Origin of the sequence: Phenylobacterium sp. LjRoot225, assembly GCF_964252855.1 — a bacterium.
Taxonomy (GTDB): domain Bacteria; phylum Pseudomonadota; class Alphaproteobacteria; order Caulobacterales; family Caulobacteraceae; genus Phenylobacterium.
In genome coordinates this window covers 1-23,790 of sequence record NZ_CAXUPL020000001.1, presented here as the reverse complement: position 1 = coordinate 23,790, position 23,790 = coordinate 1, and the positions used below count along the sequence as shown (strand labels likewise).

Annotated in this window: 26 protein-coding genes; 21 read left to right on the top strand and 5 right to left on the bottom strand. The window is 69.5% G+C overall.

Features of this window, described 5'->3' with window-relative positions; genetic code table 11:
• The first annotated feature begins 4 nt into the window (after positions 1-4).
• A complete protein-coding gene (locus ACSQ2B_RS00130) occupies positions 5-469 on the top strand; it encodes a hypothetical protein (RefSeq protein ID WP_436046413.1) in 465 nt (154 codons plus the stop codon).
• Positions 470-483: 14 nt separating this feature from the next.
• Here the strand turns inward: ACSQ2B_RS00130 and ACSQ2B_RS00125 are convergent, their stop codons facing one another.
• Positions 484-849: a winged helix-turn-helix transcriptional regulator gene (locus ACSQ2B_RS00125; RefSeq protein WP_436046412.1), complete on the bottom strand. Its 366-nt coding sequence runs from the start codon at positions 847-849 to the stop codon at positions 484-486.
• Between the two features lie 167 nt (positions 850-1,016).
• On the opposite strand from ACSQ2B_RS00125, the gene ACSQ2B_RS00120 reads away from it, so the two are divergent.
• The 18 genes from ACSQ2B_RS00120 (at position 1,017) to ACSQ2B_RS00035 (ending at position 16,473) form a co-directional block, all read left to right on the top strand.
• On the top strand, positions 1,017-1,415 hold the full coding sequence (locus ACSQ2B_RS00120; RefSeq protein WP_436046411.1) for a DoxX family protein: 399 nt from the start codon (positions 1,017-1,019) through the stop codon (positions 1,413-1,415).
• Positions 1,416-1,435: 20 nt separating this feature from the next.
• Positions 1,436-2,176, top strand: coding sequence for an SDR family NAD(P)-dependent oxidoreductase (locus ACSQ2B_RS00115; protein WP_436046410.1), 741 nt, complete (start codon positions 1,436-1,438; stop codon positions 2,174-2,176).
• A gap of 331 nt (positions 2,177-2,507) precedes the next feature.
• Entirely contained in the window at positions 2,508-4,772 is a 2,265-nt protein-coding gene (locus ACSQ2B_RS00110) for a TonB-dependent receptor (RefSeq protein WP_436046409.1), read from the top strand.
• 94 nt (positions 4,773-4,866) lie between these two features.
• Complete coding sequence (locus ACSQ2B_RS00105) at positions 4,867-5,925, top strand: ABC transporter substrate-binding protein (RefSeq protein ID WP_436046408.1); 1,059 nt, start codon at positions 4,867-4,869, stop codon at positions 5,923-5,925.
• Positions 5,926-5,929: 4 nt separating this feature from the next.
• Entirely contained in the window at positions 5,930-6,127 is a 198-nt protein-coding gene (locus ACSQ2B_RS00100) for a hypothetical protein (protein ID WP_436046407.1), read from the top strand.
• A complete protein-coding gene (locus tag ACSQ2B_RS00095) occupies positions 6,124-6,993 on the top strand; it encodes a hypothetical protein (RefSeq protein ID WP_436046406.1) in 870 nt (289 codons plus the stop codon). Before ACSQ2B_RS00100 ends, ACSQ2B_RS00095 begins: the two co-directional genes overlap by 4 nt.
• The gene (locus ACSQ2B_RS00090) at positions 6,990-7,388 is read left to right on the top strand and encodes a DUF6152 family protein (protein ID WP_436046405.1); all 399 of its coding nucleotides are present in this window, start codon (positions 6,990-6,992) and stop codon (positions 7,386-7,388) included. Before ACSQ2B_RS00095 ends, ACSQ2B_RS00090 begins: the two co-directional genes overlap by 4 nt.
• The gene (locus ACSQ2B_RS00085) at positions 7,385-8,182 is read left to right on the top strand and encodes a hypothetical protein (protein ID WP_436046404.1); all 798 of its coding nucleotides are present in this window, start codon (positions 7,385-7,387) and stop codon (positions 8,180-8,182) included. The genes ACSQ2B_RS00090 and ACSQ2B_RS00085 overlap by 4 nt, the downstream gene beginning before the upstream one ends.
• A gap of 8 nt (positions 8,183-8,190) precedes the next feature.
• Positions 8,191-8,595: a DUF6152 family protein gene (locus ACSQ2B_RS00080; protein WP_436046403.1), complete on the top strand. Its 405-nt coding sequence runs from the start codon at positions 8,191-8,193 to the stop codon at positions 8,593-8,595.
• 105 nt (positions 8,596-8,700) lie between these two features.
• Complete coding sequence (locus ACSQ2B_RS00075; protein ID WP_436046402.1) at positions 8,701-10,041, top strand: LLM class flavin-dependent oxidoreductase; 1,341 nt, start codon at positions 8,701-8,703, stop codon at positions 10,039-10,041.
• Positions 10,042-10,048: 7 nt separating this feature from the next.
• Positions 10,049-10,807, top strand: coding sequence for an SDR family NAD(P)-dependent oxidoreductase (locus ACSQ2B_RS00070; RefSeq protein WP_436046401.1), 759 nt, complete (start codon positions 10,049-10,051; stop codon positions 10,805-10,807).
• A gap of 10 nt (positions 10,808-10,817) precedes the next feature.
• Complete coding sequence (locus ACSQ2B_RS00065; RefSeq protein WP_436046400.1) at positions 10,818-11,309, top strand: DUF6644 family protein; 492 nt, start codon at positions 10,818-10,820, stop codon at positions 11,307-11,309.
• A gap of 8 nt (positions 11,310-11,317) precedes the next feature.
• Complete coding sequence (locus ACSQ2B_RS00060; RefSeq protein ID WP_436046399.1) at positions 11,318-11,821, top strand: DUF6644 family protein; 504 nt, start codon at positions 11,318-11,320, stop codon at positions 11,819-11,821.
• 22 nt (positions 11,822-11,843) lie between these two features.
• Positions 11,844-12,599 carry a c-type cytochrome gene (locus tag ACSQ2B_RS00055; protein WP_436046398.1) on the top strand — a complete coding sequence of 252 codons (756 nt, stop codon included), beginning with the start codon at positions 11,844-11,846 and terminating at the stop codon, positions 12,597-12,599.
• Positions 12,596-13,507, top strand: coding sequence for a peptidyl-prolyl cis-trans isomerase (locus ACSQ2B_RS00050; RefSeq protein ID WP_436046397.1), 912 nt, complete (start codon positions 12,596-12,598; stop codon positions 13,505-13,507). Before ACSQ2B_RS00055 ends, ACSQ2B_RS00050 begins: the two co-directional genes overlap by 4 nt.
• Positions 13,504-14,700 (top strand): HupE/UreJ family protein, encoded by a 1,197-nt coding sequence (locus ACSQ2B_RS00045; protein ID WP_436046396.1) that lies wholly within the window; start codon positions 13,504-13,506, stop codon positions 14,698-14,700. The genes ACSQ2B_RS00050 and ACSQ2B_RS00045 overlap by 4 nt, the downstream gene beginning before the upstream one ends.
• A gap of 209 nt (positions 14,701-14,909) precedes the next feature.
• Positions 14,910-15,515, top strand: a complete 606-nt coding sequence (locus ACSQ2B_RS00040) for an RBBP9/YdeN family alpha/beta hydrolase (RefSeq protein WP_436046395.1) — start codon at positions 14,910-14,912, stop codon at positions 15,513-15,515.
• 109 nt (positions 15,516-15,624) lie between these two features.
• Positions 15,625-16,473 (top strand): nitroreductase family protein, encoded by an 849-nt coding sequence (locus ACSQ2B_RS00035; RefSeq protein ID WP_436046394.1) that lies wholly within the window; start codon positions 15,625-15,627, stop codon positions 16,471-16,473.
• Between the two features lie 16 nt (positions 16,474-16,489).
• Here ACSQ2B_RS00035 and ACSQ2B_RS00030 read toward each other — a convergent pair whose 3' ends face one another.
• Entirely contained in the window at positions 16,490-18,859 is a 2,370-nt protein-coding gene (locus tag ACSQ2B_RS00030; RefSeq protein WP_436046393.1) for a hypothetical protein, read from the bottom strand.
• 93 nt (positions 18,860-18,952) lie between these two features.
• On the opposite strand from ACSQ2B_RS00030, the gene ACSQ2B_RS00025 reads away from it, so the two are divergent.
• Positions 18,953-19,645 carry a GntR family transcriptional regulator gene (locus ACSQ2B_RS00025; protein ID WP_436046392.1) on the top strand — a complete coding sequence of 231 codons (693 nt, stop codon included), beginning with the start codon at positions 18,953-18,955 and terminating at the stop codon, positions 19,643-19,645.
• A 12-nt stretch (positions 19,646-19,657) separates the two neighbouring features.
• Here ACSQ2B_RS00025 and cysW read toward each other — a convergent pair whose 3' ends face one another.
• From cysW to cysP, 3 genes are all read right to left on the bottom strand, one after another.
• Positions 19,658-20,482 (bottom strand): sulfate ABC transporter permease subunit CysW, encoded by an 825-nt coding sequence (gene cysW, locus ACSQ2B_RS00020; protein ID WP_436046391.1) that lies wholly within the window; start codon positions 20,480-20,482, stop codon positions 19,658-19,660.
• The gene (cysT, locus tag ACSQ2B_RS00015; RefSeq protein ID WP_436046390.1) at positions 20,479-21,285 is read right to left on the bottom strand and encodes a sulfate ABC transporter permease subunit CysT; all 807 of its coding nucleotides are present in this window, start codon (positions 21,283-21,285) and stop codon (positions 20,479-20,481) included. The genes cysW and cysT overlap by 4 nt, the downstream gene beginning before the upstream one ends.
• A 73-nt stretch (positions 21,286-21,358) precedes the next feature.
• Positions 21,359-22,360: a thiosulfate ABC transporter substrate-binding protein CysP gene (gene cysP, locus ACSQ2B_RS00010; protein ID WP_436046389.1), complete on the bottom strand. Its 1,002-nt coding sequence runs from the start codon at positions 22,358-22,360 to the stop codon at positions 21,359-21,361.
• A 341-nt stretch (positions 22,361-22,701) separates the two neighbouring features.
• Between cysP and ACSQ2B_RS00005 the strand changes: the two genes are divergently transcribed.
• Positions 22,702-23,724, top strand: coding sequence for a hypothetical protein (locus ACSQ2B_RS00005; protein ID WP_436046388.1), 1,023 nt, complete (start codon positions 22,702-22,704; stop codon positions 23,722-23,724).
• The last annotated feature ends 66 nt before the right edge of the window (positions 23,725-23,790 follow it).

Below are 23,790 nucleotides of genomic sequence, written 5' to 3'. Positions count from 1 at the left end.
GACCTTGGCGCGACATCGGACGGCCGAAGCGCTTTCGGAGCTCGAGGTCACCCGGGCGATCTCGCGCACCCCGCAGGATCAATTCGTCATCTGGACCGGCGACGCCGCCGGCAGCCAGGGCGGCTCCCTGCGCTCCCGGGCGCTGGGTCTCGTGGACGAGGCCTGGCGTCCGATGGCGCTCCGGGCGTTGCTGCTGCGGGCGGTCGAGATCGAGCCGGGGGCCGGCCTGCACCCCGACGTGGTCCGCAGCGCCGTGCGCATGCACCAGAGCGCGCGGCCGAGCGCCTATTTCCTGGCCCGACGCACCCTGGGCGGCGACTATCTGGCGGTCACCGACATCCCCTACCCCGCCGGCCCCGCCCCCGGGGGCCTGAGGCGACCGCTGCCGGCGGGCGCCCTCTTGCTGGGCCGATACGGTCAACGGTTCACGGACGAGGACGCAGCGCCAATGCAACGGCGCGCGGGCTAGGCGGGCGGCGCAACCTAGCCGCCTCGCGACTTGCGGCCGCGCGTGCTCGGCTTGGCCGGCACGGTCTTTCCATACTCTTCCCACCAGGCTGTCAGGGCCTCCATAGTGGGAGCGAGCCCGCGAGCCTTGCGCGTCATCTCGTATTCGACGCGCGGCGGCACTTCGGCGAACACGGTGCGCGAGACCAGCCCGTCCGCTTCCAGCTCCCGTAGCTGAGCCGTCAACATGTGCTGAGTGATGCCGGGGATCGCCTTCCGCAGCTCCCCGAAGCGGTAGATCCGCTGATTGAGCAGCCACATGATTTCCAGCTTCCACTTCCCCGAGAGCATCGCGAACGCGCGCCGCATCTCGTCCTGCATGGTGAAATCACTCTCGGCCATCAGTCTGGTTTTCCATACTTACTGTCTAAAATTCATCCTACTTGCGCTCATTCATCCTGCACTTCAATTTCCATACACGCTCTTGGCGATGCTGGGAATGGACCAGCGGGCGAGGCGCTAACTGAACGAGACAGTATCGCCGGAACATCAGGCGAGCAGGAAAGCCTATGATCGCAACTTATACATATTGGATCAGCACAACACTATTGTCGTTGCTATATCTATCGTCGGCGACCTTATACATCACCAAGAGAGACTTCGTCCGGCAGGCCCAAGCCGAGCTAGGCTACCAGGCCGCCCACCTCGTGCCGCTCATGATCGTGGTGAAGATCCTCGGGCCGGTTGCGATCCTGTCGCGCGTCAGCTTGCCGCTCAGCGGCCTCGCCTATGCCGGCATCTTCTATCACCTGATCTTGTCCGGCTTGGCGCACCTCGGCGTGCGCAGTCTGAAGGGCGCCGTGCCGGCGGCCGTGGGCCTGCTGCTGCTGGCCGCTTCCTTCACCACGCAGAACGCCGCTCGCGACGTTCCCTCGCCCTACGCGCCGGCAGTCGCGGCGCACCGATAACCTTCCGAATGGAGATGAAAATGGGTCGACTTGACGGCAAAATCGCCATTGTCACGGGCGCCGGTCGCGGTATCGGCCGCGCCACCGCCAAGCTGTTCGCCGCGGAAGGCGCGAAGGTCGCGATCCTGTCGCTGACGCCGGCGAATATTGACGCTGTCGTGGCCGATATCGAGGCCGCAGGCGGCGCCGCCCTCGGGGTGCGCTGCGACGTCAGCGACGCCGACCAGATCAAGGCTGCAGTGGATACGGTGGTCGCCACCTTCGGTGGGATCGACATCCTCGTGAACAACGCCTTCGATCCGTCCGTAGTGTTCTCCACCGTGCTCGATCTGTCCGTCGAGCAGCTTCAGCGCAATTTCGATGTGGGGCCGATCGCCTACCTGCGCATGATGCAGGCCTGCTATCCGCACCTGAAGGCCAGCGGAGAAGGCCGCGTCATCAACTTCGGATCGGCGGCCGGTATCGTCGCCCTGCTGCCCTACGCTCCTTACGGCATGGCCAAGGAGGCCGTGCGCGCCCTCACCCGGATGGCCGCGCGCGAGTGGGGGCCGGACAATATCACCGTCAATAACATGCTGCCGGTCGCAGACACCTGGGGCGCGGCGGACGTTCCTCCGCCAAACGTGCCGCTCGGACGCTATGGGTCGCCGGAGGAAGATATCGCGCCCGTCGTTCTCTTCCTCGCCAGCAAGGATGCCCGGTACATCACGGGTTACAGTCTCACACCCGATGGCGGGATGATCATCGACAGTGCGCGCTGAAGTTCACGGCACAACATCGAAGCGGTGTTCCACGATCTATCAAAGCTATGATTGATGCGCCGGCTGCGAAGCGCGGCCTGGCTGCGCTCGCTGATCGGGCAGCCCACGAGGCTCGGCCCATTGACACCAATTCGGCGTAGGCGGCGGCCCCCTACGTGTCATTGGCGCCACCCAGGGAAAGTCACGGAAAACTAGGACAAATTATTCGCAGCGAAATTTCCAATAACTCATAACATCTACAAGAATATATCGGTTTTATTCAATCACGCCCCGAGGTTTCTCCCCAGCAACACGGCACGCTGAAGCCGCCGTGAAGAAACCGGGGAATTCCATGACTATCTTCGACACGTCGCGGCGTCTGACGACGGCGTTGCTGGGGGCCGCTTCGTCTCTCGTCATCACCACCGCGGTCCAGGCCGCCGACGCGGCCGAGGAGGCCGCCGGCGCCCGCCTCGAGGAGGTGATCGTCACCGCCCAGCGCCGCTCGGAGAGCCTGCAGCGGACGCCGATCGCAGTCACCGCCTATTCGAAGGAGGCCATCGAGCAGCAGAAGATCGCCACCTTCCGCGACCTGTCCGGCCGCGTCCCCGGCCTGCTCGCACCCAAGCGCTCCACCGCCTACACCACCCAGCAGTATTCGATCCGCGGGATCGGCGAGATCGACACCTATCCGGAGCCGTCGGTGGCGGTCTATGTCGACGACGTCTACCTGGCCCGCACTGTGGGCTCACTCTACGACACCCCGGATCTCGAGCGGGTCGAGGTGCTGCGGGGGCCGCAAGGCACACTCTACGGCCGCAACTCCAGCGCCGGCGCCATCCGCTTCATCACCAAGGACCCGACCTCGACGCCGGGCGGCGAAGTCGGCCTGACCTACGGCAGCTACGACAACTTCGAGCTCCGCGCCCGGGTGAACGGCCCAATCCTCGCCGACGACAAGCTGAACGGCGCCTTCTCGGTGATCCGCCACACCCGCGACGGCTGGACCTACTCGATCCCGCTGCGCCAGCACGTCAACGACCTCGACCTGACGGTGCTGCGCGGCAAGCTCAGCTCCAAGGTCACCGACAAGTTGACGGCGGTCGTCAGCGCCGACGCCATGTGGGACCGCTCCAGCCAGAGCTACTATTCGCCGATCAACCAGCCGGACGGCGTCCCAGGCGGCGGCAAGCCGGACCCGAACCTCACCTGGTCGGACACCCTGCCCTACAACAAGACCACCGTTTACGGCGGCTCGCTGACGCTGAAGTACGAGATCGACGACCACCTGACCCTGAAGTCGGTCACCGCCGTGCGCGGCATGCACGGGCCGATCTACTACGACAACGACGGCGTCACCGCGATCAAGGGCGACAGCTACGCCGGCTTCGACCAGCACTACCGCACCCAGGAGCTCGACCTGAACGGCGAGTACGACCGGGTGAACTTCGTGGCCGGCCTCTATTATTTCTACGAGTACTTCCACAATCACCGGCTCAGCCAGTCCGCCGGCAGCCCGCTCGATAACGTCGGCACGGTCACCCACACCAACAACTATCTGCGGACCGAGAGCTGGTCGGCCTTCGGCCAGCTGAACTACAAGGCCACCGACAAACTCACCGTGACGCTGGGCGGCCGCTACACGACGGACCGGCGGCGCTTCGACAACTTCGGCCAGCAGGGCGTCGGCGTCGGCCTGCACGATCCGCAGGACTGGGGCTACGATCCCGGGCGTTGGGCTCCCCTCTACGGCGCCTTCCAGACCACCTTCGACGCCCATGCGCCCTGGACCAAGTTCTCCAGCTTCACGCCAAAGATCGGCGTCCAGTACCAGTGGACGCGGGACCTGCTGAGCTACGCCTCCTATTCGGAAGGCTTCAAGAGCGGCGGCTACGATCTGCGGACCAATTCGCTGGTGGGCTCGCTCACGCCTTACCAGCCGCAGATCACCAAGGCCCATGAGCTGGGCGCCAAGTCGCGCTGGCTGGACGGGGCGCTGTCCGCCAACCTCGCGATCTTCTACAACAAGATCAAAGATTTTCAGGTTCGCGCCACCAGCACCGCCGCCCTCGGCCAGGTCAGCAACCAGCTGATCAACGCCGGCGACGCGGAGTCCTGGGGCGGCGAGTTCGAGGTCGCCGCGCGGCCCGTCGACGGCCTGCAGATCAACGCCTCGGCGGCCTACCTCAAGACCCGCTACGCCACCTTCACCGCCACCCTGCCGCGCAACGTCGCCGGGCGCACCACCCTGCTCGGCCTCGACTTCCCCTACGCCCCGGAATGGCAGTTGAGCCTGGCCGCCAACTACAAGCTGCCGCTGAACACCCCCGGCGCCTGGCGGATCGGGGCGGACGCCCAGTACGAGTCCTCGCGCTACGTCGACATCTACAACACGCCCCAGACCCGGGTGCGGGCGCAGACCTTCGTCAACGCCACGGTCAACTACACCTCGGCCGACGAGGCCTGGCGGCTGGGGGTGCGGGCGCAGAACCTCTTCGACCTGCAGCGGCTGCAGGCCGGCGGCTATTCGCCGGCCAACGCCGGCGTCAATCCGCTCTACTACGCGGCCTACAACGAGCCGCGGATGATCAACGTCTTCGTCACGCGCAGCTTCTGACCGGAGGGCGGCCGGCCTCGTCCGGCCGCTCATACCGCTCATCAAGATTGCTCGTTTTTCGGCCTTTCCGGCCAAGGCTAAGCACAGGGCAGGCATGACCAGCTCCAACCATCTTCAGGGATCCGCAGACCACCCCGACCGGCGCCAGGCGCTGGGCTGGGTGATGGCGCTCGCCGCCCTCGGCGCAGCGGGTCCCGGCTGCGCGCGCAAGTCGACGGCCAAGGCCAGCCAGGTCCTGAAGGTGGGCGACCAGCGCGGCGCGCAACACGCCCTGCTGACCGCCGCCGGGGTGCTGAACGACGTGCCCTACGAGATCCAGTGGATCCAGATGCCCGCCGCCGCCCCGCTGCTCGAAGCGCTGTCGGCCGGCGCCATCGACCTGGGCGGAGTCGGCGGCGCGCCCTTCGCCTTCGCCTACGCGAGCGGCGCGCCGATCAAGGCTGTGCTGGCCACGCGGCTGCGGACCGTCACCGCCGGACTGGGCCGCAGCTCGGCCATCATCGTGCGCCCGGACTCCCCGCTCCGCACGGTCGCCGACCTGCGTGGGCGAAAGCTCGCCACCATCAAGGGCTCGGCCGGCCACGACATCGCGCTGCGCATCCTGGAGAAGGCGAAGATCGATCCGAAGAGCGTGCACTTCGTCTTCCTCAACAACGGCGACGCCAAGGCCGCCCTGGCCTCCGGCGACATCGACGCCTGGTCGACCTGGGGCTCCTACGTCGGCATCGCGGTGGAGGAGGACGGCGACCGCATCCTGGCCACCGCGGAAGGCGTCATCGTTCCGGGCGCCGTCGCCGGCTTCCAGGCGGCCAGCGACGCCGCAGTGGCCGACAAGGCGCCCCTGCTCCGCGACTTCCTGGGCCGTCTGGCGCGGGCGCATGCCTGGGTGAAGACCCACCCGGACGCCTACGCCGCCCAGATCGCCAAGGAGACCGGCGTTCCCCTCGCGGTCGCCCGCTACAATGTGAGCTACGCCTTGACGACCGACTACACGCCGATCGACGCCGAACTGATCGAGGAGCAGCGCCGGACGCTGGAGCGCTACCACGCTGCCGGGGTGATCGACGTCATGCCGCCCGTGACCGCCGCCAGCTATCTGAACACCTTCAGCGACGTCGTCCCGCGCCCCGCTCAGCCAACGGCGGCAGGCTGAGCCGATGTCAGACCTCGTCGAAGAACAGATCCGCGCCTACGACGCCCTGTTGCTCGGGTCCTGCGCGAGCCCGCAGGCCCTGCGCGACCTGGCCGCCCTCGGGCGCGTGCTCGACCTTGACCTCGACCCCGGCGCTTCGGCCGCGGGCCTCTGGGCGCGGCTCCGTCCCTTGATCGTCGACCAGCCGACGTCACGCCAATGACCGCGTCTCCTGCAAGCAACCAGGCGCGCGAGCGCCGGTTCACCCTCGCTGCGTTCGCGACGGGGCTCGCCCTCGCCTGGGCGGCGCCGAGCATCGCCGAAGTCGCAACCCTGAATCCGGCGCCCACCGCGGCGGACTGGGCGGCGATCGCCCGGCTGCCGGACTGGAGCGGCGTCTGGAGCCCCTCGCCTCTGGTCAGCGGCGGTCCGGGGTTCACCGATCCGCCCGCCTGGACGCCAAAGGCCGCAGCGCGGGTGGCGCGCATGCGCGCCGCCGAGGCCGCCGGTCGGCCGCAGAACATCTACATCGACTGCCTGCCGGAAGGCATGCCGAGCTTCAACCTGATGACCCTGAACGCGACGGAGTTTCTGTTTACGCCCGGCCGCGTGACGGTGCTGAACGAGTTCGACGGCAACCGCCTACGGCGAATCTGGACGGACGGGCGTCCGCATCCGGTCGACCCCGACCCCACCTTCAACGGCCACTCGATCGGCCGCTGGGATGGCGACACCCTGGTGGTCGACACCGTGGCGATCCACCCCGAGACCTTCATCCCGCTCGGTCAGGCGATCGGGGTGCCCAACAACGGCGACGCCCATGTGGTGGAGCGCATCCGCCTGACTGGTCCCGACACCCTGGAGATCGTCACCGAGATCAGCGCGCCGCACGTGCTCACCAAGCCCTGGCGCACGACCCGCACCTGGACCCGCAAGCGCGACCGGCGGTTCGACATCGTCGAGGCCTCCTGCCGCCAAGGCGACTTCCTGGAGGATGCCGACGCCGACGGCTTTGCGGTCTTCATCCCCATTCCGAAAGACGAAGGCGGCGCGCCGCTGCCGCCGTCGCCGCCCAACGACAAGAAATGATCCGTCGAAACCTCCTCGCCCTGCTCCTGGCCGTCTCAGCGCCGTCCGCCGCCGGCGCCCACCACTCGTTCGCCATGTACGACCAGGCCAAGGTCGTCGCGCTCAGCGGCGCGGTGAAGGCCTTCCAATGGACCAATCCGCACGCGGTTCTCTGGATCATGGTCGCGCCGAAGGGCGGCGGACCGGCGGAGCTGTGGCCGGCCGAGTTCCCGACCAGCCCCGGAAACCTCGCTCGCATGGGCTGGTCCAAGACCTCGGTGAAGGCCGGCGACAAGGTGACCATCGAGATCAATCCGCTGCGCGACGGCCGCCACGGCGGCTCGCTGAAGAAGGTCACCTTGGTCGACACCGGCAAGGTGCTGACCATCGGTCCGATCCCACAGGCCAAGCCATGAACCGCCTCGCCGTCGCCCTGGCCTGTGTTCTGGCGCTCGCGCCCGCCGCCGTCAGCGCCCAAGCCGGCAAGCCGATCCGAGACTGGCCAGCCGTCGCCAAGCTGCCCGACTGGAGCGGCGTCTGGGCGCCCGACGTCATCGATCAGAACGCCCAGGTCAAAACCAATCCGCCGCCGTGGACGCCCGCCGTGGCCCAGCAGGTCAAGGCCCTGGAGGCGCGCGAGCAGGCCGGCAAGCCCAAGGGCCTGTTCATCGACTGCCTGCCCCACGGCATGCCGGCGCTGATGTTGGTGACCCACAATCCCGTCCAGTTCGTCTTCGAGCCCGGCCGGGTGCTGCTGCTGGGGGAATCCGACGGCAACCGCCTGCGCCGGATCCACACCGACGGCCGGGCGCATCCGGAGGACCCCGATCCGAGCTTCTTCGGCCATTCCGTGGGCCGCTGGGAGGGAGACACCCTGGTCGTCGACACGGTGGGCGTCCTGCCCCAGGCCTATATCGCCGTCAGCGAGGCCGTCGGCATTCCCAACGACGGCGACCTGCACGTAGTCGAGCGGATCCGCCTGGAAGGTCCCGACATCCTGGTCGACGACCTGACCATCACGGCGCCGCAGATCCTGACCGGCCCCTGGCGGACGCGCCGCATCTACAATCGCCAGCGCGACCCCGCCTCCGAGATCGTCGAGGGCGTCTGCCTCCAGGGCCGCTACATCGACGGCAAGGACGCCGACGGCCACGCCGCCTTCATCGCCCTGCCCGCCGGCCAGGACGGCGCGCCCGCGCCCCCGCCATAGGACTTCGCATGACCCGCCCCGCCGCTCTCGCCGCCGCGATCGCCCTCGGCCTCGTCGCCGCGCCGGGCCAGAGCTTCGCCCACCACTCCTTCGCCATGTACGACACCAACCGGGCGGTGACGCTGAAGGGCGCGGTGAAGGCCGTTCAGTGGACCAACCCGCACGTGGTCGTCTGGGTCGAGGCGGCGCCCGCCGCCGGCGGCCCGTCGCAGACCTGGACCATCGAGGCGACCAGCCCCGGCAACCTCGGCCGCATCGGCTGGACCCGGAAATCGCTGAAGGCCGGCGACAAGGTCGAGGTGGAGATCGCGCCGCTGCGGGACGGCGGGCATGGCGGCTCGCTGCGCAAGGCCAAGCTGGTCGGCACCGGTCAGGCGTTCAGCGGCAACTGGGTCCAACCCGGCAAGCCTTGAGCCGCGACCGGTTTCGCGCCGGCAATCCGACACTTGAGAACAATGAATTCGTCCGCCTTCCGGCAGGCGCCTAGGCTGTACGAAGACTTCAGACGGGGTGTTCCCATGTCGCGCCGCGACCAATTGAAACTCGGCTTCATCCTGCACGGCGTCGGCCCCGGCTGGTCCGATTGGCGCCATCCCGACGCGCAGATCGACGCCAGCACCAGTTGGAGCTTCTACAAGCACCAGGCCCAGGTGGCCGAGGCCGGCAAATTCGACTTCCTGTTCGTCGCCGACAGCCTGTTCATCACCGCCGGATCGAGCCCCCACTACCTGAACCGCTTCGAGCCGCTGACCATCCTCTCGGCGATCGCCGGCGCGACCTCGCGCATCGGCCTGGTGGCGACGGTGACGGCGACCTACACCGAACCCTTCAACCTGGCCCGGCAGCTGTCCTCGCTTGACCACATCAGCGGCGGCCGGGCGGGCTGGAACGTGGTCACCTCGTGGCTGGACGGCACCGCCGCCAACTTCAGCAAGGCCAAACACCTGGAGCACGACGTCCGCTATCGGCTGGCGGGCGAGCATCTCGACGTGGTCCAGGGCTTGTGGGATTCCTGGGAGGACGACGCCCTGGTCGCCGACAAGGAGACCGGCCGCTTCGTCGACCCGGACAAGCTGCACGCCCTCAACCACAAGGGCGAGTTCTTCCAGGTCAAAGGCCCGCTCAACATCAAGCGCTCGCCGCAAGGCCAGCCGGTGATCTTCCAGGCCGGCGCCTCGGAGGACGGCAAGACCTTCGCCTCCGGGCGGGCGGACGCCATCTTCATCAGCTTTGACGAACCGGAGGCGGGCGTCGCCTATCGCAGCGAGCTGAGGGCGCGCGCCGCCGGCCAGGGGCGCAATCCGGACGAGGTGCTGATCCTGCCCGGCATCCGGCCGATCGTCGGCGAGACGGAGGCCGACGCCGAGGCCAAATACCAGGAGCTGGCGGGCCTGACCTCGATCGAGAATGCGCTGAGCGCGCTCGGCCGTCCGTTCAACGACCACGACTTCCGCGTCTACGACCTCGACGCCCCTTTCCCGCAGGAGGTCGCCGTCCACGGGACGAACAGCAACCAGAGCGCCGCCGAACGCATCCTCAAGCTGGCCCGCGACGAGAACCTGACCCTGCGCGAGACCGCGCTTCGCTTGGCCACCCCGCGCAGCCATTTCGTCGGCACGCCGAGCCAGGTCGCCGACGCTCTCCAGCGCTGGTTCGAGGCCGGGGCCGCGGACGGCTACATCCTGTTCGAATCCCTGCCCGGCCAGCTCGAGCTTTTCGTCCAGACGGTCGTGCCGATCCTGCAGGATCGCGGCGTCTACCGCCGCGATTACGAGGGCGCGACGCTGCGCGAACACCTCGGCCTGTCGTTCCCGGAGAACCGCTACGCCGCCCGGCGTCATCCCCTGGCGGCGGAGTAGCCGGCGCATGGACCTGCAACTCGCCGGCAAGCGCGCCGTGATCACCGGCGCCAGCCGCGGGATCGGCAAGGCCATCGCCCGCCAGCTCTCCCGCGAAGGCGTCGACCTGGTGCTCGCCGCCCGTCACGGCGACGCCCTGCTCGCGGCGGCCGAAGAGATCGCCTGCGAGACCGGACGCCGGGTCCGGCCGATCATCGCGGATACGGGCCTAGACGCCTCCGTCGACGCCCTGATCGAGGCGGCCGTCAGCGAACTCGGCGGCCTGGACATCCTGATCAACAACGCCGCGACGCCGGGCGGGGCCGCGCCGGCCGGCCGGCTGGCGGAGGTCTCGGGCCAGGCCCTGCTCGACGACGTCAACGTCAAGGTCGGGGGCTATCTGCGCACCGCCCGCGCGGCGGCCCCGCACCTGACCGCCGCCGGCTGGGGGCGGATCGTCAATATCGGCGGACTGGCCGCGCGCAAGACCGGCCACTACGTCGCCTCGATCCGCAATGTCGGCGTCTCCGCCCTGACCAAGAACCTCGCCGACGAGCTGGGGCCGCTGGGCGTCACCGTCAACGCCATTCATCCCGGCGCCACCCGCACCGAGAAGACCACGCCGGAGGCGGCCGAGAAGGCCGGTCGCGGCGTCACCATCGGCCGCATCGTCGAGGCCCAGGAAATCGCCTTGCTGACCGCCTTCCTCGCCTCGCCGCTCAGCGCGGCGTTGAACGGCGAGACGCTCCAGGCCGGCGGCGGCGCGCCGGGCGTCATCGACTACTGAGCGCCGTCCGATGTCCCTCGCAACCTTCAGCCAGGCGCTCGGCGCCACCCCCGTCAGCGTCTTCCTCCAGTCGGTCAGCTGGATCGTTCCGACCGTCCAGACCGTCCACATCCTGGCGATCAGCGTCGTGCTGATCTCGATCCTGCTCGTCGACCTCAGGCTGCTCGGCGTCGTGGGGCGCGACACCGCGGTGATCGCCGTGGTCGACCGCTTCGTCGTCTGGCTCTGGTGGGCCCTGCTGGCGCTGGCGCTCAGCGGAACCGTGCTGGTGGTCGCCGAGCCGGACCGCGCGCTGACCAATCCGGTCTTCCAGACCAAACTGATCCTGATCGCCATCGCCGCGCTGGCGACGCTCGCCATCGAGCGTCCGATCGCGCGCGACCCCGGCTTCTGGGACGCCTCGGCGTCGCGCACGGCGCTGGCCCGGTCCCTGGCGGTCGGCTCGCTCGCGGCCTGGCTAGGCGTGATCGTCGCCGGCCGTTGGATCGCCTACGTCCTTTGAAGGCCGCCATGACACTCGCTCCCCTTCTGACCGCCCTGGAGAACACCCCCTGGGCGCTGGCGATCAGCGAAGGCTCGTACCTGTTTCCAGCGATCGAAACGCTCCATGTCATCGCCCTGACGGCGGTGTTCGGCTCGATCTTGGTGCTGGACCTCAGGCTGCTCGGCGTGTTCGCCCACCATCGGCGCGTGACCCGGCTGGCGCGCGAACTGTTGCCGCTCACGTGGGTCGCCTTCGGCCTGGCCGTGGCGACCGGAACGCTGATGTTCGCCTCGGCGGCGACGCGCTACGCCGGCAACACCCCCTTCCAGATCAAGGTCGTCCTGCTGCTGCTGGCGGGCCTGAACATGGCCGCCTTCCATGGCGGCGCCTTCCGACGGGTGCAGGACTGGGACGAGGCCCAGCGGACGCCGCCGGCGGCCCGCCTCGCCGGCGCCGCCTCGCTGACGCTCTGGATCGGGGTGATCGCCGCCGGCCGCTTCATCGGCTTCACCGACGTCGCCGGGCCCTAAAGCGAGGATGGGGGAGGCGCAGATGGCGGACCGCCCGCAAAGGCGGCGCTGGCGCGCCGCCGCCGTCGTCGCGGCCACGGCCCTGAGCCTGCTGGGCGGCGTCGCCCTGGCCGGCAAGCTGGTGAGCGACCGCCTCGTCGCCGCCGATCCCGATGCGCTGGCTGCGAACGCCGCGAGCGTGCGGTTCGGTCGCGCACACGGCGCCCTGCTCTTCCGGGAGCATTGCGCCGCCTGCCACGGCGCCGACGGACGCGGCGACCCGGCCGCGGGGGCCGCGAACCTCGCCGACCGCGACTGGCTGTACGGCTCGGGCAGGACGAGCGAGATCGAAGGCGTGATCGCCCACGGGATCCGCGCCGAAGCGCCGAAGACCTGGAAGCTCGCCGACATGCCGGCCTTCGGCCGCGCCCGGCCGTCGGCCGCCGATCCGACCCTGCAGCCGCTGGCGGCGGGCGAAGTCTCCGACCTGATCGACTACCTGCAGGCCGTCGAAGGTCGCGGTCCTGGCGCCCCAGCCGCCGAGCGCGGCCGCGTGGTCTACACCGCACGTGGCTGCCACGACTGCCATGGCGCCGACGGCCAGGGCGATCCCGGCATCGGCGCGCCCAACCTGGCGGACGACGTCTGGCTCTACGGCCACGGCGGACGCGAAGACATCCGTCGCAGCCTGCTCGACGGCCGACGCGGACGCTGCCCGGCCTGGGCCGACCGCCTGTCGCCCGGCGAGATTCGCCAAGTCGCCCTCTACGTCCACAGCCTGTCGGAGACTGCGAGATGACGGCCGTCGTCGAACCCGAGGTCAAGGCCGCCCCCCAGGCCGCCTGGCGCCGGTGGGACCGCATCAGCCCGAAGCGGTCGCTGACGCTCTGCGCCGTCGGCGCGATCGTCGGCCTGGCGGCGGCCGGGGAGGCCCTGTTCACCGCACGCGGCGCCACCACCCTGATCGTCCCGGCCGAGGACGTCGCCCTGGTCAACGGCCAGGCCATCTCCCGCAGCGACTACCTGGCAGGGCTCCGCGCCCTCTATGACGTCGCCCCGTCCGAGGCGACGCCCGCCCAGAGGCGCAAGGTCCTCGACGACCTGATCACCGAGGAGCTGATGGTCCAGCGCGGTCGCGAGCTGGATGTCGCGGCGGCCGATCCCGACGTGCGCGCCGCCACGGCCAACGCTGTGGAGCAGAGCGTCGCCGCCGACGCCCTCACCAAGATCCCCGCGCCCGAGGCGCTGCGCGCCTACTACGCGGCGCACAAGGACCGCTACGCCGACGAAGGGGTGATCGTCGCCCGCGACCTGGTCTTCCCTCCCGCCGTCGCCACGGCGGCAGGCCGGGCGCTGGCGGCGGGCCGCCCCGCCGAGACCGTGCTGGCGCAATTCGGCGGCCGCGACGGCGCGCGCACCCAGGGCGAGGAGTTCTATTTCGCGGCCCGCATCCACCTCGGCGAGGCCCTGTTCGACGCCGCGCGCCGCACCCCATCCGGAAAGGTCTCCGCGCCGGTCGTCCAGCCGGATGGAACCCATTTCGTCCAGGTCCTGCGCAACCGCGCACCCACGCCGCTCAGCTACGAGGCCGCCCTGCCCAGCGTCCGCGACGACTACATCCAGGCGGCAATCAAGCGGCTGCAGACGCAGCACGCCGAGTTCCTGCGCAAACGGTCCTCCATCCTCGTCGCGCCGGACTTCAGATGACGCGGCTGCTGCGCCTTCTGACCCTGGCGGCCGCCGTCCTCGCCGCTACGGCCGCCGCCGCCCACGTGCGCAGCGAGAGCCATTCCGTCTGGGAGATCAACGGCCGGAACGTCGACCTGGTGATGACCCTGCCCAGCCTGGAGACGGCCCGGCTGAGCCGCGGCGGCCAGCCTTCCGACGCCGACCTGTCGCGCTATCTGGCCGAGCGGGTCCATCCGCTCGCTGACGGCCGGCGCTGCGCCCTGGTCCCGCCGGTCCACGCCCTGGGCGCACGCGCCGGCTACCGTCGCTTCGACCTCACCTTCACCTGCCCGGACGTTCGCAACCTGGCGATCCGCACCCAGGCCTTCTTCGAGGTCGCGCCGGGCCACCTGGACTACGCCCAGGTCCAGAACGCCCAGACTGGCGCCTTCACCGAACAGCTGATCACCCGCGACCGCCAGACCGTGCAGGTCACCGGCGGCGAGGCCGACCGTCTGAAGGCGGCAGGCTTCCTCGACTTCGTGCGGATGGGGGTCGTCCACATCCTCACCGGGGTGGACCACATGGCCTTCCTGGTGGGGCTGGTGCTGATCTCCCGGCGGCTGAAGGACCTGCTGTTCGCGGTGACCGGCTTCACCCTGGGCCACAGCCTGACCCTGGCGCTGGCGGTCACCGGCGTGATCCGGCCGCAGGCTGACTTCATCGACGCCCTGGTGGCGCAGACCATCGCCTTGATCGGCCTGGAGAACATCGCGGTCCAGGCGAAGCGGCCGGCGGCGGTGGCGGCGGGATTGGCGGTGACGCTCGCGGCCATGCTCGCCCTGAAGCTCGCCGGCGTCGGAGCCCTTCCGGTTCTCTTGCTGCTGGGCGCCGGCCTGTTCGGCGCCAACTACCTGCTGATCTCCGGCCAGGTGCACGACGCCGTGCGCCTGCGCCTGGCCATCACCCTGGTGTTCGGCCTGATACACGGCTTCGGCTTCGCCGCCGGCCTGCTGGACGAGCCGCTGCCGCCCGAACGGCTGGCGGAGCTGCTGTTCGGCTTCAACGTCGGAGTGGAGGTCGGCCAGCTGACCATCGTCGCCGCCGTCTGGGTCCTGGCCTGGAGCCTCGGGCGGCTGAAGGTCGCGCCGCCCCGACCAATCGTGGTCGATAGTTCGGCCGCCGCCCTGGTCGGCGTCGGCGTCTTCTGGTTCGTCACCCGGGCGATCTGACCCTGCATCGCAAGCAAATCCGAAGGCGTGGACGCGGCTGAAGCTTTCGCAAAACTGATAAGTACTTATTCCGCAACCGAAGACCGCCAGCCTCGGCAAGCAGATCTAAGTCCAGCCTCAGACAAACTGCATTGCACGTCAGCTCCCCTCAGGGCTTCTGGATCCGCGCCCCACAACATTCGCGCGCACCACCCACCCCGAGATCTCCGATGCCGATCCACACCGTCCACGAAGGCGAAAGCTTGTCGCGGCCGCCGGGCGACCCGCCTCCGGTGCTGATCATCCCCGGCCTCAACAATTCCGGCCCGGACCATTGGCAGAGCCATTGGGAGGCGGCCTTGCCGAACGCTCACCGCGTGGAGCAGTCCGACTGGGACCGCCCCACCCTTGGCGAGTGGGTCGCAAGCCTGGTCGACGCCATCCGCGCCCATCCCGGCGCCATCCTCGTCGGCCACAGCCTCGGCTGCGCGCTCATCGCCCACGTCGCGCATCTGAGAGGCCGCCGCGGCATCACGGGCGCCCTGCTGGTCGCCCCGGCGGACGTCAACCGCGCGGGGCCGGCGGGGCGACTGCTGCAAGGCTTCGGGCCCATGCCGCGCGGACGCCTGCCCTTTCCTACGACCGTGGTCGCCAGCCGCAATGATCCCTACGCGAGCTTCGAACTCGCCCAGGCGCTGGCCCGCGGCTGGGGCGCGGACCTGGTCGACCTCGGCGCGGCCGGTCACATCAATGTTGAGTCCGGCCACGGCCCGTGGCCGGAGGGCCAGACCCTGCTCGACCCGCTGATCGACCAGGCGCGCACGGCGCAGGCCTGACCCACCTATTGGCAGGCGTCAGCCCTGGCTTCAGGACATCTCGTTTGAAGCGGCCGCCCCGCGCTCCCTAACCTTCGCCTTATCGACCTGCCCGGTCATGGAGGACGCCTTGCCCCTCGACGTCGTTACCCAAGCCCGCGAACCCGCCGCCGGCGAGGCGCTCGCCGGCCGCTACGGCAAGGCCGACGCCCCGCCCCGGATCCACTGGAACGACACGATCGCGCGCCTGCTCGCGCATCGGTCGGTGCGCGCCTACCGCCCCGATCCGCTGCCGGAAGGGACCGTCGAGACCCTGGTCGCCGCCGCCCAGTCAGCGGCGAGCTCGTCCAACCTGCAGCTCTGGAGCGTGGTGGCGGTGCGAGACCTGAAGCGTCGCACGGCGCTGGCCGAGCTCGCCGGCGGCCAGAAGCATATCGTCCAGAGCCCGCTGATCCTGGTCTGGATCGCCGACCTGGCGCGCGGCCACGCGATCGCCGAAGACGCCGGCCAACCGGTCGAAGGATTCGAATTCCTGGAGAGCTTCACGGTCGCCGCCGTCGACGCCGCCCTGGCCGCCCAGAACGCGGTGGTGGCCGCGGAATCCCTTGGGCTCGGCACAGTCTACATCGGCGCCTTGCGCAACAAGCCGCTCGAGGTGGCCAAGCTCCTCGACCTGCCGCCGCACGCCGCCGCGGTCTTCGGCCTGGTGGTCGGCTGGCCCGACCTCGCGGCGCCCGGCGAGGTCAAGCCCCGCCTGCCCCAGGCCGCCGTCCTGCACCAGGAACGCTACGCCCTGGAACCGCAACGGCCCGCCATCCTCAGCTACGATGAGACCTCCCGCCGGTTCCAGCACAGCCAGGGCCAGCAGCCGGTCGGCTGGATCTCCCAGATCCTCGCCCGCAGCCGCAGCGCCGAGGCGCTGAACGGCCGCGACCGCCTGCGCGAGGCGCTCGGAGCCCTGGGCTTCAAGCTGCGGTGAAATCCACGGTCCCTGATCAGTCCGCCGAAAGGAACAGGGCGGAGGTCCAGATCCGGGACTGGTCGCGCTGACGGGCGTTGACGAACAGGCGGTGCTCGGCGGCCGGTGTGAGATCCAGATCCCGCACCGGAACCTTCAGCGAGACATCGCGCGACAGCGGCGCCTGGGTCACGGGCTCGATGGCCAGGAGCAGCTCGGCGCCGCCGCCTTCATGCGCCGTCCCCTGCCCCGCCGCGAGGGCGCGTCCCTCCGCCGCCAGCCTGAGGTCCGGGAGATCGGCGTGGCGCGGCGGCTGCAGCGCATCGCCGACTTTGACGTAGCCGTGGATGTGCGCCTCGACCTCGATCTGTGCATCGGCGAGGCCGCCGACGGTGATCTCGATCGCGTCGATGTCGCCGTTGGTGACCGTGGTGAAGGCCACCGTGTTCTGGCTCTGGCGCCACAGCCGCTGCTCGGGGTGATCGAAGCCGAACGGCGCAGCGTCGAGGATCGGGGTCCCGGTGACGCGGATCACGCCGGTCCACCAGGCGCCGCGATAGCGATCCTTGATGCGGGCGCCGCCCAGTCGCACCCGGAAACGGCGCGGCGATACGCCGAGCCGCGCCGCCTCGTCGCTGCGCCAGACCAGCCGGTCGGCGTCATGGATGGCGATCTCCTCCCAGCCTTCGTCGCCGAGCAGGCGGAGGTCCAGGGTCCCGTCGCGGTCCAGCCGGCCTTCCGACCCCATAAAGACATCGCCGTGGGAGAGGACCGCCACGGTGCGCTCCCCCGTCGTGGCGAAGGTGCGTCGAGCCCGTAGCGCGCGCGCCACCGACGCGCGATCAAAGGTCTCGGCGAACACCCCCGTCAGCCCGCCGCGCGAGCCGAACACCGCCGTGCCGGGAACGCCCCCGCCGCAACGGCCCTGATGCTCGTCGCTGTTCGCCGCCGCGCCCAGGCGGTAGCCGCGGCTCAGGGCATCGGCGTAGAACCAGGGGAACTGGCCCCAGGCCGAGCCGATCTCGATCAGCCGCTCCAACTCCGGATGGTGCCAGTCGAGAATGCAGCGGCGGCCGCCGACGTGGGGCATCAGCAGGTGCCCCTCCGGATCCTTGGCGTAGGCGGCGTAGAGCTCGTCGACCGGCCAGGTCCCCGGGCGGATCCCGCCCGCCGTCCCCTCGTTCCAGTCCGCCGAACGCACCATCCGGCCCTGGTCGTCGAAGGGGAATTCCGGTTTGCGGCCGTGCAGGAAGATGACGTTGCGGTCGCCGCCGGCGCTGGAGTTGCCGCACCATTCGGTGCCCGGGAAGCAGACGAACCGGCCATCCTCGTTGAGCGAATGGATCAGCTCGACGGCCTTGTTCCAGCGATCCTCGGTGATGTTGAAGTCGTTGGCGGTGTAGCCGAACACGTCCAGCCCGGCGACGTCGCGGCCGTAGCTGAGGTTGTAGGAGGTGTCGTTGGTCCCGACGGTGTCGTCGGAGTGGACATGCAGGTCGGCGTAGAGCGGCGCGGCGGTCGCCTCGACCGTCACGTAGCGGGTCACCGGCGCGACGCCCGCCTGGCCGATCAGTTCGGCCGAGAGGCGCCACTCCCCCGGCTGATCGAGCCGCAGGTTCTCCAGGCGGCGAACCGCCCAGCCGGTTTCGGCGAGGGCGAAGGGATGCGCGGTCTCCGCGCCGTCCGGCCCCGTCAGCCTGAGGACGCCGGCCGCCGGCAGATCCCGGCAGGTGTTCCCCCAGGCGTCGTCGGCGCGCAGGATGCAGGCGAACGGACGCTCCGGTGATTGAAGCCGTGCCGCGATCAGCTGCAGCGAGGCCGGCGCTCCGGGGACGATGTCGATCAGGCGGTCGCCCGGGACCTCGGCGAACTTCGAGCTGCCCAGCGGGTCGATGAACATCCGGAAGCGGAAGTCCTTTTCGACGAAGCTCTGCACCCGCGTCCCCGCCCCGCCCTGCCGCCGGTCCCCCAGCCGGATGACGATGCGATCGCCCGGATTGAGGTAGCCGTCGACCACGTCGATCAGGATGGCCTTCTGGAACGGCCGCTCGTGGCCCTTCTGGTCGAAGCGCACCGCCAAATGGCGGACCGTCGCCGGCGACTGCCCCGGAACCAGATCGCCCGCCTGGTACTCGGCCGAGACGAAGTTGGCGGCGGTCGGATCGCTGGTCTGGAAAAGCGCCCAGTCGGAATAGAATTTGAAGGCCAGCTTCAGCCAGCCGCCGTCGGCGAGCCCGGCGCCGCCGACCTCGTAGGTCAGGGTCAGCTCCGTCCACTCGCCGGCCGTCAGCCTGTCGCGATCGCAGCGAACGGCTCCAAGAAACGGGCGCTGCTTGTTGCGAGCGTAGAGCCCTTCCGGCGCATGATAGAAGCCCGCCTCGCGCGGAGGATCGAAGTGTGGCGCCATGCTGGCTCCTCTAGATCGGGCGCCGACTAATACAATATGATACAAGTTGCGCAAGGCGGCCGCCTCGGCGACGCGGCCAAGGTCAGAGGATCGATGCAGAGAGACGCCCCGACTTCCCTCTACGCCCAGATCGCCGCCGCCCTGCGCGAGGACATCGCCGCGGCCCGGTTCGAGCCCAGCGGCCGGCTGCCCTCGGAGGAGGCGCTGCGCGCGCGCTTCGGCGTCAGTCGCGTCACCGTGCGTCTGGCCCTGGCGGAGTTGGAATGCGAGGGCCTAGTCGACCGGCGCAAGGCCAAGGGAACCTTCACCCGCGGCAAGCAGGTGCGCCACGCCCTGGATACGCTGCGCAGCTTCCACGAGTCGCTGAAGCTCCAGGGGTTCCGGGCCGAAATCAGCCTCATCAAGGCCGCCCTGGACACGGACGCCGACGCGGCGTCCCTGGGTTTCCGGGTCGAGCGGCTGCACCTGGCCGACGGCAAGCCGATCGCCGTCGGCGTCAGCCGTCTGCCCTCGGGATTGAAGGACCTCGACTGGGACGAACTGGCGAACCAGCCGCTCTACGCCGTCTTCGAGGCGCGGCTTGGCGTCGTCCTCCAGAGGGCCGAGTTCGCGGTCGGCGTGGGCGTCGCGGACCCGGCGATCGCCGACCTCCTGGGAGTCCGCGCCGGCCAGCCGCTGCTGACCCTGGAGCGATCTTCGTTCGACGCCGAGGGCCGATGCGTCGACCGCTCCACCTTCCACGTCCGGCCGGAGCGTTACCAGTTCACCATCAGCAGCCGTTATTGACGGCTGGCGTCGTCAGGCCTTCGCCCGCTCCAAGCGCCACTCCGCCAGGCTCTTCAGGATCAGGGTGATGACCGCCAGGATCGCCAGCAGGCTGGCTGCGGCGAAGGCGCCGGTGGCGTTGTAGTCGTTGAACAGGGTCTCGATGTGCAGCGGCAGGGTCTCGGTCTTGCCGCGGATCTTACCGGAGACGACCGACACCGCGCCGAATTCCCCGATCACCCGGGCGTTGCAGAGCAGGACCCCATAGAACAGCGCCCAACGCACGTTCGGCAGGGTGACCTTCAGGAAGGTCAGGAAGCCGGTGGCGCCCAGGGTCAGGGCCGCCTCCTCGCCGTCCACCTCGTGGCCCTGCATCACCGTGATCAGCTCGCGCGCCACGTAGGGGGCGCTGACGAACAGGCTGGCCAGGAAGATGGCCGGGGCGGTGAACATCAGCCGCCAGCCGTGTTCGCCGAGGAACGGTCCCAGCAGCCCCTGCGAGCCGTAGAGGAAGAGGTAGGCCACGCCCGCGACGACCGGAGAGACCGAGATCGGCAGCTCGATCAGGGTCGCCAGCGCATCGCGCCCGGGAAACCGGTGCCGGGTGATCAGCCAGGCCGCGCAGACGCCGAAGAAGGTGTTGATCGGAACCACCACCAGGGCCGTCAGCACCGTCAGCTGCGCGGCGTGCACGGTGAAGGGATCGGAGATCTTCTCGAGGTAGACCGCCCCGCCCATCGCCAGGGCGCGGGTCAGCAACATCGCCAGGGGCGCGCCGAAGATCAGCAGGGCCAGCAGCCCGCCCGTCGCGAGAAGCGCGAGCCGCAGGCCCGCGGTGTCGCCTACACGCTGGCTCATCCGCGGCTCTCCCGCCGGCGACGTTCGAACTGCAGGCTGTTCACCAGGAAGAGGGTCGCAAACGACGAGGCCAGCAGGACGACGGCGAGCGCGGCGGCGGCCGGATAGTCGAACTCCTCCAGCCGAATGTTGGTCAGCAGGGTCGTCACCTCCGTCTTGAACGGAAGATTGCCGGCGATGAAGATGACCGCGCCGTATTCGCAGAGCGCGCGGACGAAGGCCATGGCGCAGCCGGAGACCAGCGCCGGCTGCAGCGACGGGGCGAGCACCCGGGCGAAGATCTGCCCATGGCTGGCGCCCAGGGTGAAGGCGGCCTCCTCCTCCGCCCCGTCGAGCTCTTCGATAACCGGCTGCAGGCTGCGCACGACGAACGGCAGGCTGGTGAAGGCCATGGCCACCGCGATCCCGGCGGGCGCATAGGCCACCTTCCATCCGAGCGGCTCCAGATACTGCCCCGCCCACCCCGTGGGCGCGAAGATCGCCGACAAGGTGATGCCGGCGACCGCCGTCGGCAGGGCGAACGGCAGGTCCATCAGCCCGTCCAGCAGCCGGCGTCCGGGGAAGCTGTAGCGGGCGAGGATCCAGGCGAACAGCGACCCAGCGACGGCGTTGAAGGCCGTCGCTGCCAGGGCGCAGCCGAAGGTCAGCCGGTAGCTGGCGAGCGCCCGCTCCGAGGTGATCCCGCGCCAGAGCTCGGCCGGGCCCAGACCGGCCGCCTTCCAGAGCAGCGCGGCCAGAGGCGCCAGGATGATCACCCCGAGATAGGTCAGGGTCACGCTCGCCGTCAGGCGGAAGCCCGGCATGACGCGTCGCCGCCTGACGAGCGATCGGGCGCTGCCGGCAGGCGCCGCAAAGCTGACCATCGAAGGCGCGAGCCTAGCGGTTGAGGATCTGGTCAAGGACGCCGCCGGGGCCGAGGTGCTCCTTGGCGACCTTGTCCCAGCCGCCGAGCGTCTGCTCCACGGTCAGGATCTTGGTCGGCCGGAACTGCTGGCGGTAGTTGGCGGAGACCGAGCGGTCGCTCACCCGATAGAAGTGCCGCGCCAGGATGTTCTGCGCCTGCGGCGTATAGAGGAACTTCAGATAGGCCTCAGCTGCCGGGCGGGAGCCGCGCTGGTCGGCGACTTTGTCGACCACGGCGACGGGGAACTCGGCCAGCAGGCTGACCGGCGGGGTCACCACCTGCACCTTGTCGGTGCCGACCTCCTTGGCGGTTCCGAGCGCCTCGGCCTCGAAGGTCACCAGCACGTCGCCTTGGCCTTTTTCGACGAAGCTGGCGGTCGCCGCACGGCCGGCGGCGTCGAACACCACCACATTGGCCAGCAGGCGGCGCGCGAAGTCCTTGGCCTTCGCCGGGTCCTTGGTCTTGTCGAGCGCATAGGCGTAGGCCGCCAGATAGGTGTAGCGGCCATTGCCCGAAGTCTTCGGGTTGGGGATCACGATGCCGACGCCCGACCTCGCCAGATCGTCCCAGGTCTTGATGCCCTTGGGATTGCCCGCCCGCACCAGGAAGGCCGGCAGCGAATAGTAGGGCGAAGAGCGGTTCGGCAGCCGTGTGCGCCAGTCGGCGGCGATCAGACGCCCCTTGTCGTAGAGCGCCTGCACGTCCGTCACCTGGTTGAAGGTGACGACGTCGGCCGGAAGCCCTTCCAGGACGGCGCGCGCCTGCGAGGAGGAGCCGCCATGCGACTGATTGACCTTGATGGTCCCGCCCGTCGTCTTCTTCCAGGAGGCGATGAAGGCCGGATTTATCTCCGCGAAGGTCTCGCGCGAGATGTCGTACGAGACGTTCAGGATCTCGCTGACCGCAGCCGCGGCTCCGGACGCCGCCGACAGCATGGCGATGCCGGCGAGCACGCCGGCGATACGGGTCTTCATGATCTCTCCCCCAACAGCTTGGCCGGCCGCGCCGACAGACCATCCTGATATTCCTATGGGCGAGATAGGCAATTGACCTGTCGCACAGAAATTCTGCCGCCGCCTCAGGCCACCTGCGAGGCGTGTCGTCGCCGATCCGGTGCGGGGTCTGGCGCCGCTGTTGACGCCTGGGCAGCCGGCCAGCCACCGTACAGGCCCTCGGGGAGCCCGCGGACACTCGAGAAAGTTCCCTTTTCGTTCTTGCGGTTCAGCGACCTTTCGCACATCCTCTGATTGGATAACCGGGCCATACGCACACGTGTCTCGACGATGCGCGGCCGGGTCGGGCTGGAGGGGTTTGAATGGGGGTGCGTCTGAACTGGCTCGCCGTGGAGGGCGCCGACAAGGCGACTCTGCTCGCGCGATTGGGGTTTGTGGAGTGCGGAATGGCGAGCGACGAGCTCAGCTCGCCGCTCGCCTGCGCCGTGTTTCCGGGCGGGTGGTTTATGCTGGTGTCCGAGGATATGGGGCTCGACCTCGACGAGGCGCTGCCGCTCGCGTCCACAGACGGGCTCGCGCTGGGCTGCGAGGTGGAAGAGCACGTGATGTTCAGCCGTCTGCGCGCCTTCCGCGGCGGCGCGAAGGCCTGGGTTGTGACCCATGATCCGGACGTCGACCCGGGCGGCGTGGCGGTCGAGGGCGAACCGCCGCCGCCGTTTTTGGACCTGCGCGCGGCGCTTGCGGCTGAGCAGGCGGAAGACGGCGACGAGGAGGTCGACCACATGTTCGACCTGCCCGCCCGCTTGGGCGAGCAGCTCTGCGGCTACGCCTATAACGAACCGCGCCCCGTTGCATGGAAGCTCTTGGAGCGCTCCGGAAGGACGCGGGGGGCCGAGGTTCCGCCGCAGTTGCCCCATGCATTCACGTCGGAACTTTTGCCGCTACTGCAGGCCGCCGGCTGGACGCGCGCGGCGCAGGATCCGGACTATCGCGGGCGTGTCTGGGACGTCACCCGTGTCATTGAAGGGCGCCGGCAGCTGCTGAGCTTCATCTGGAGCGAGGACGGGCCGCAGCTCCAGTTCGAGACCAGCTTCCTGGTCCTCGGGGGAGCCCGCTGGACCGACCAGGCGCTGGTCGCCGGCGAGATCCGTCCGGTGCGCGCCGGCGGCCAGGCATCGGGAAAATCCCTTTGGCGGCGCATCGCCGACCAGTTCCGCACTGGCGGCGGCGAACAGCCGATGCCTGACGACCGGCTGGCTCAGCTGGTCGCGCGCGTAAAGGAAGATCTGGCGGCCATCGACGCCTTCCTGGCCTCAGGCGATCACGGCCCACGCATCCTCGTCAGCAGCGGCTCCGCCGATGGACTGCGGCCGAGCGTCGGCTAAGCGGATTCGCTCATCCGGCCGCCCTCGCACAGATCGCCCTCGACGGGCGCCCCCCCGGCTCGAGGC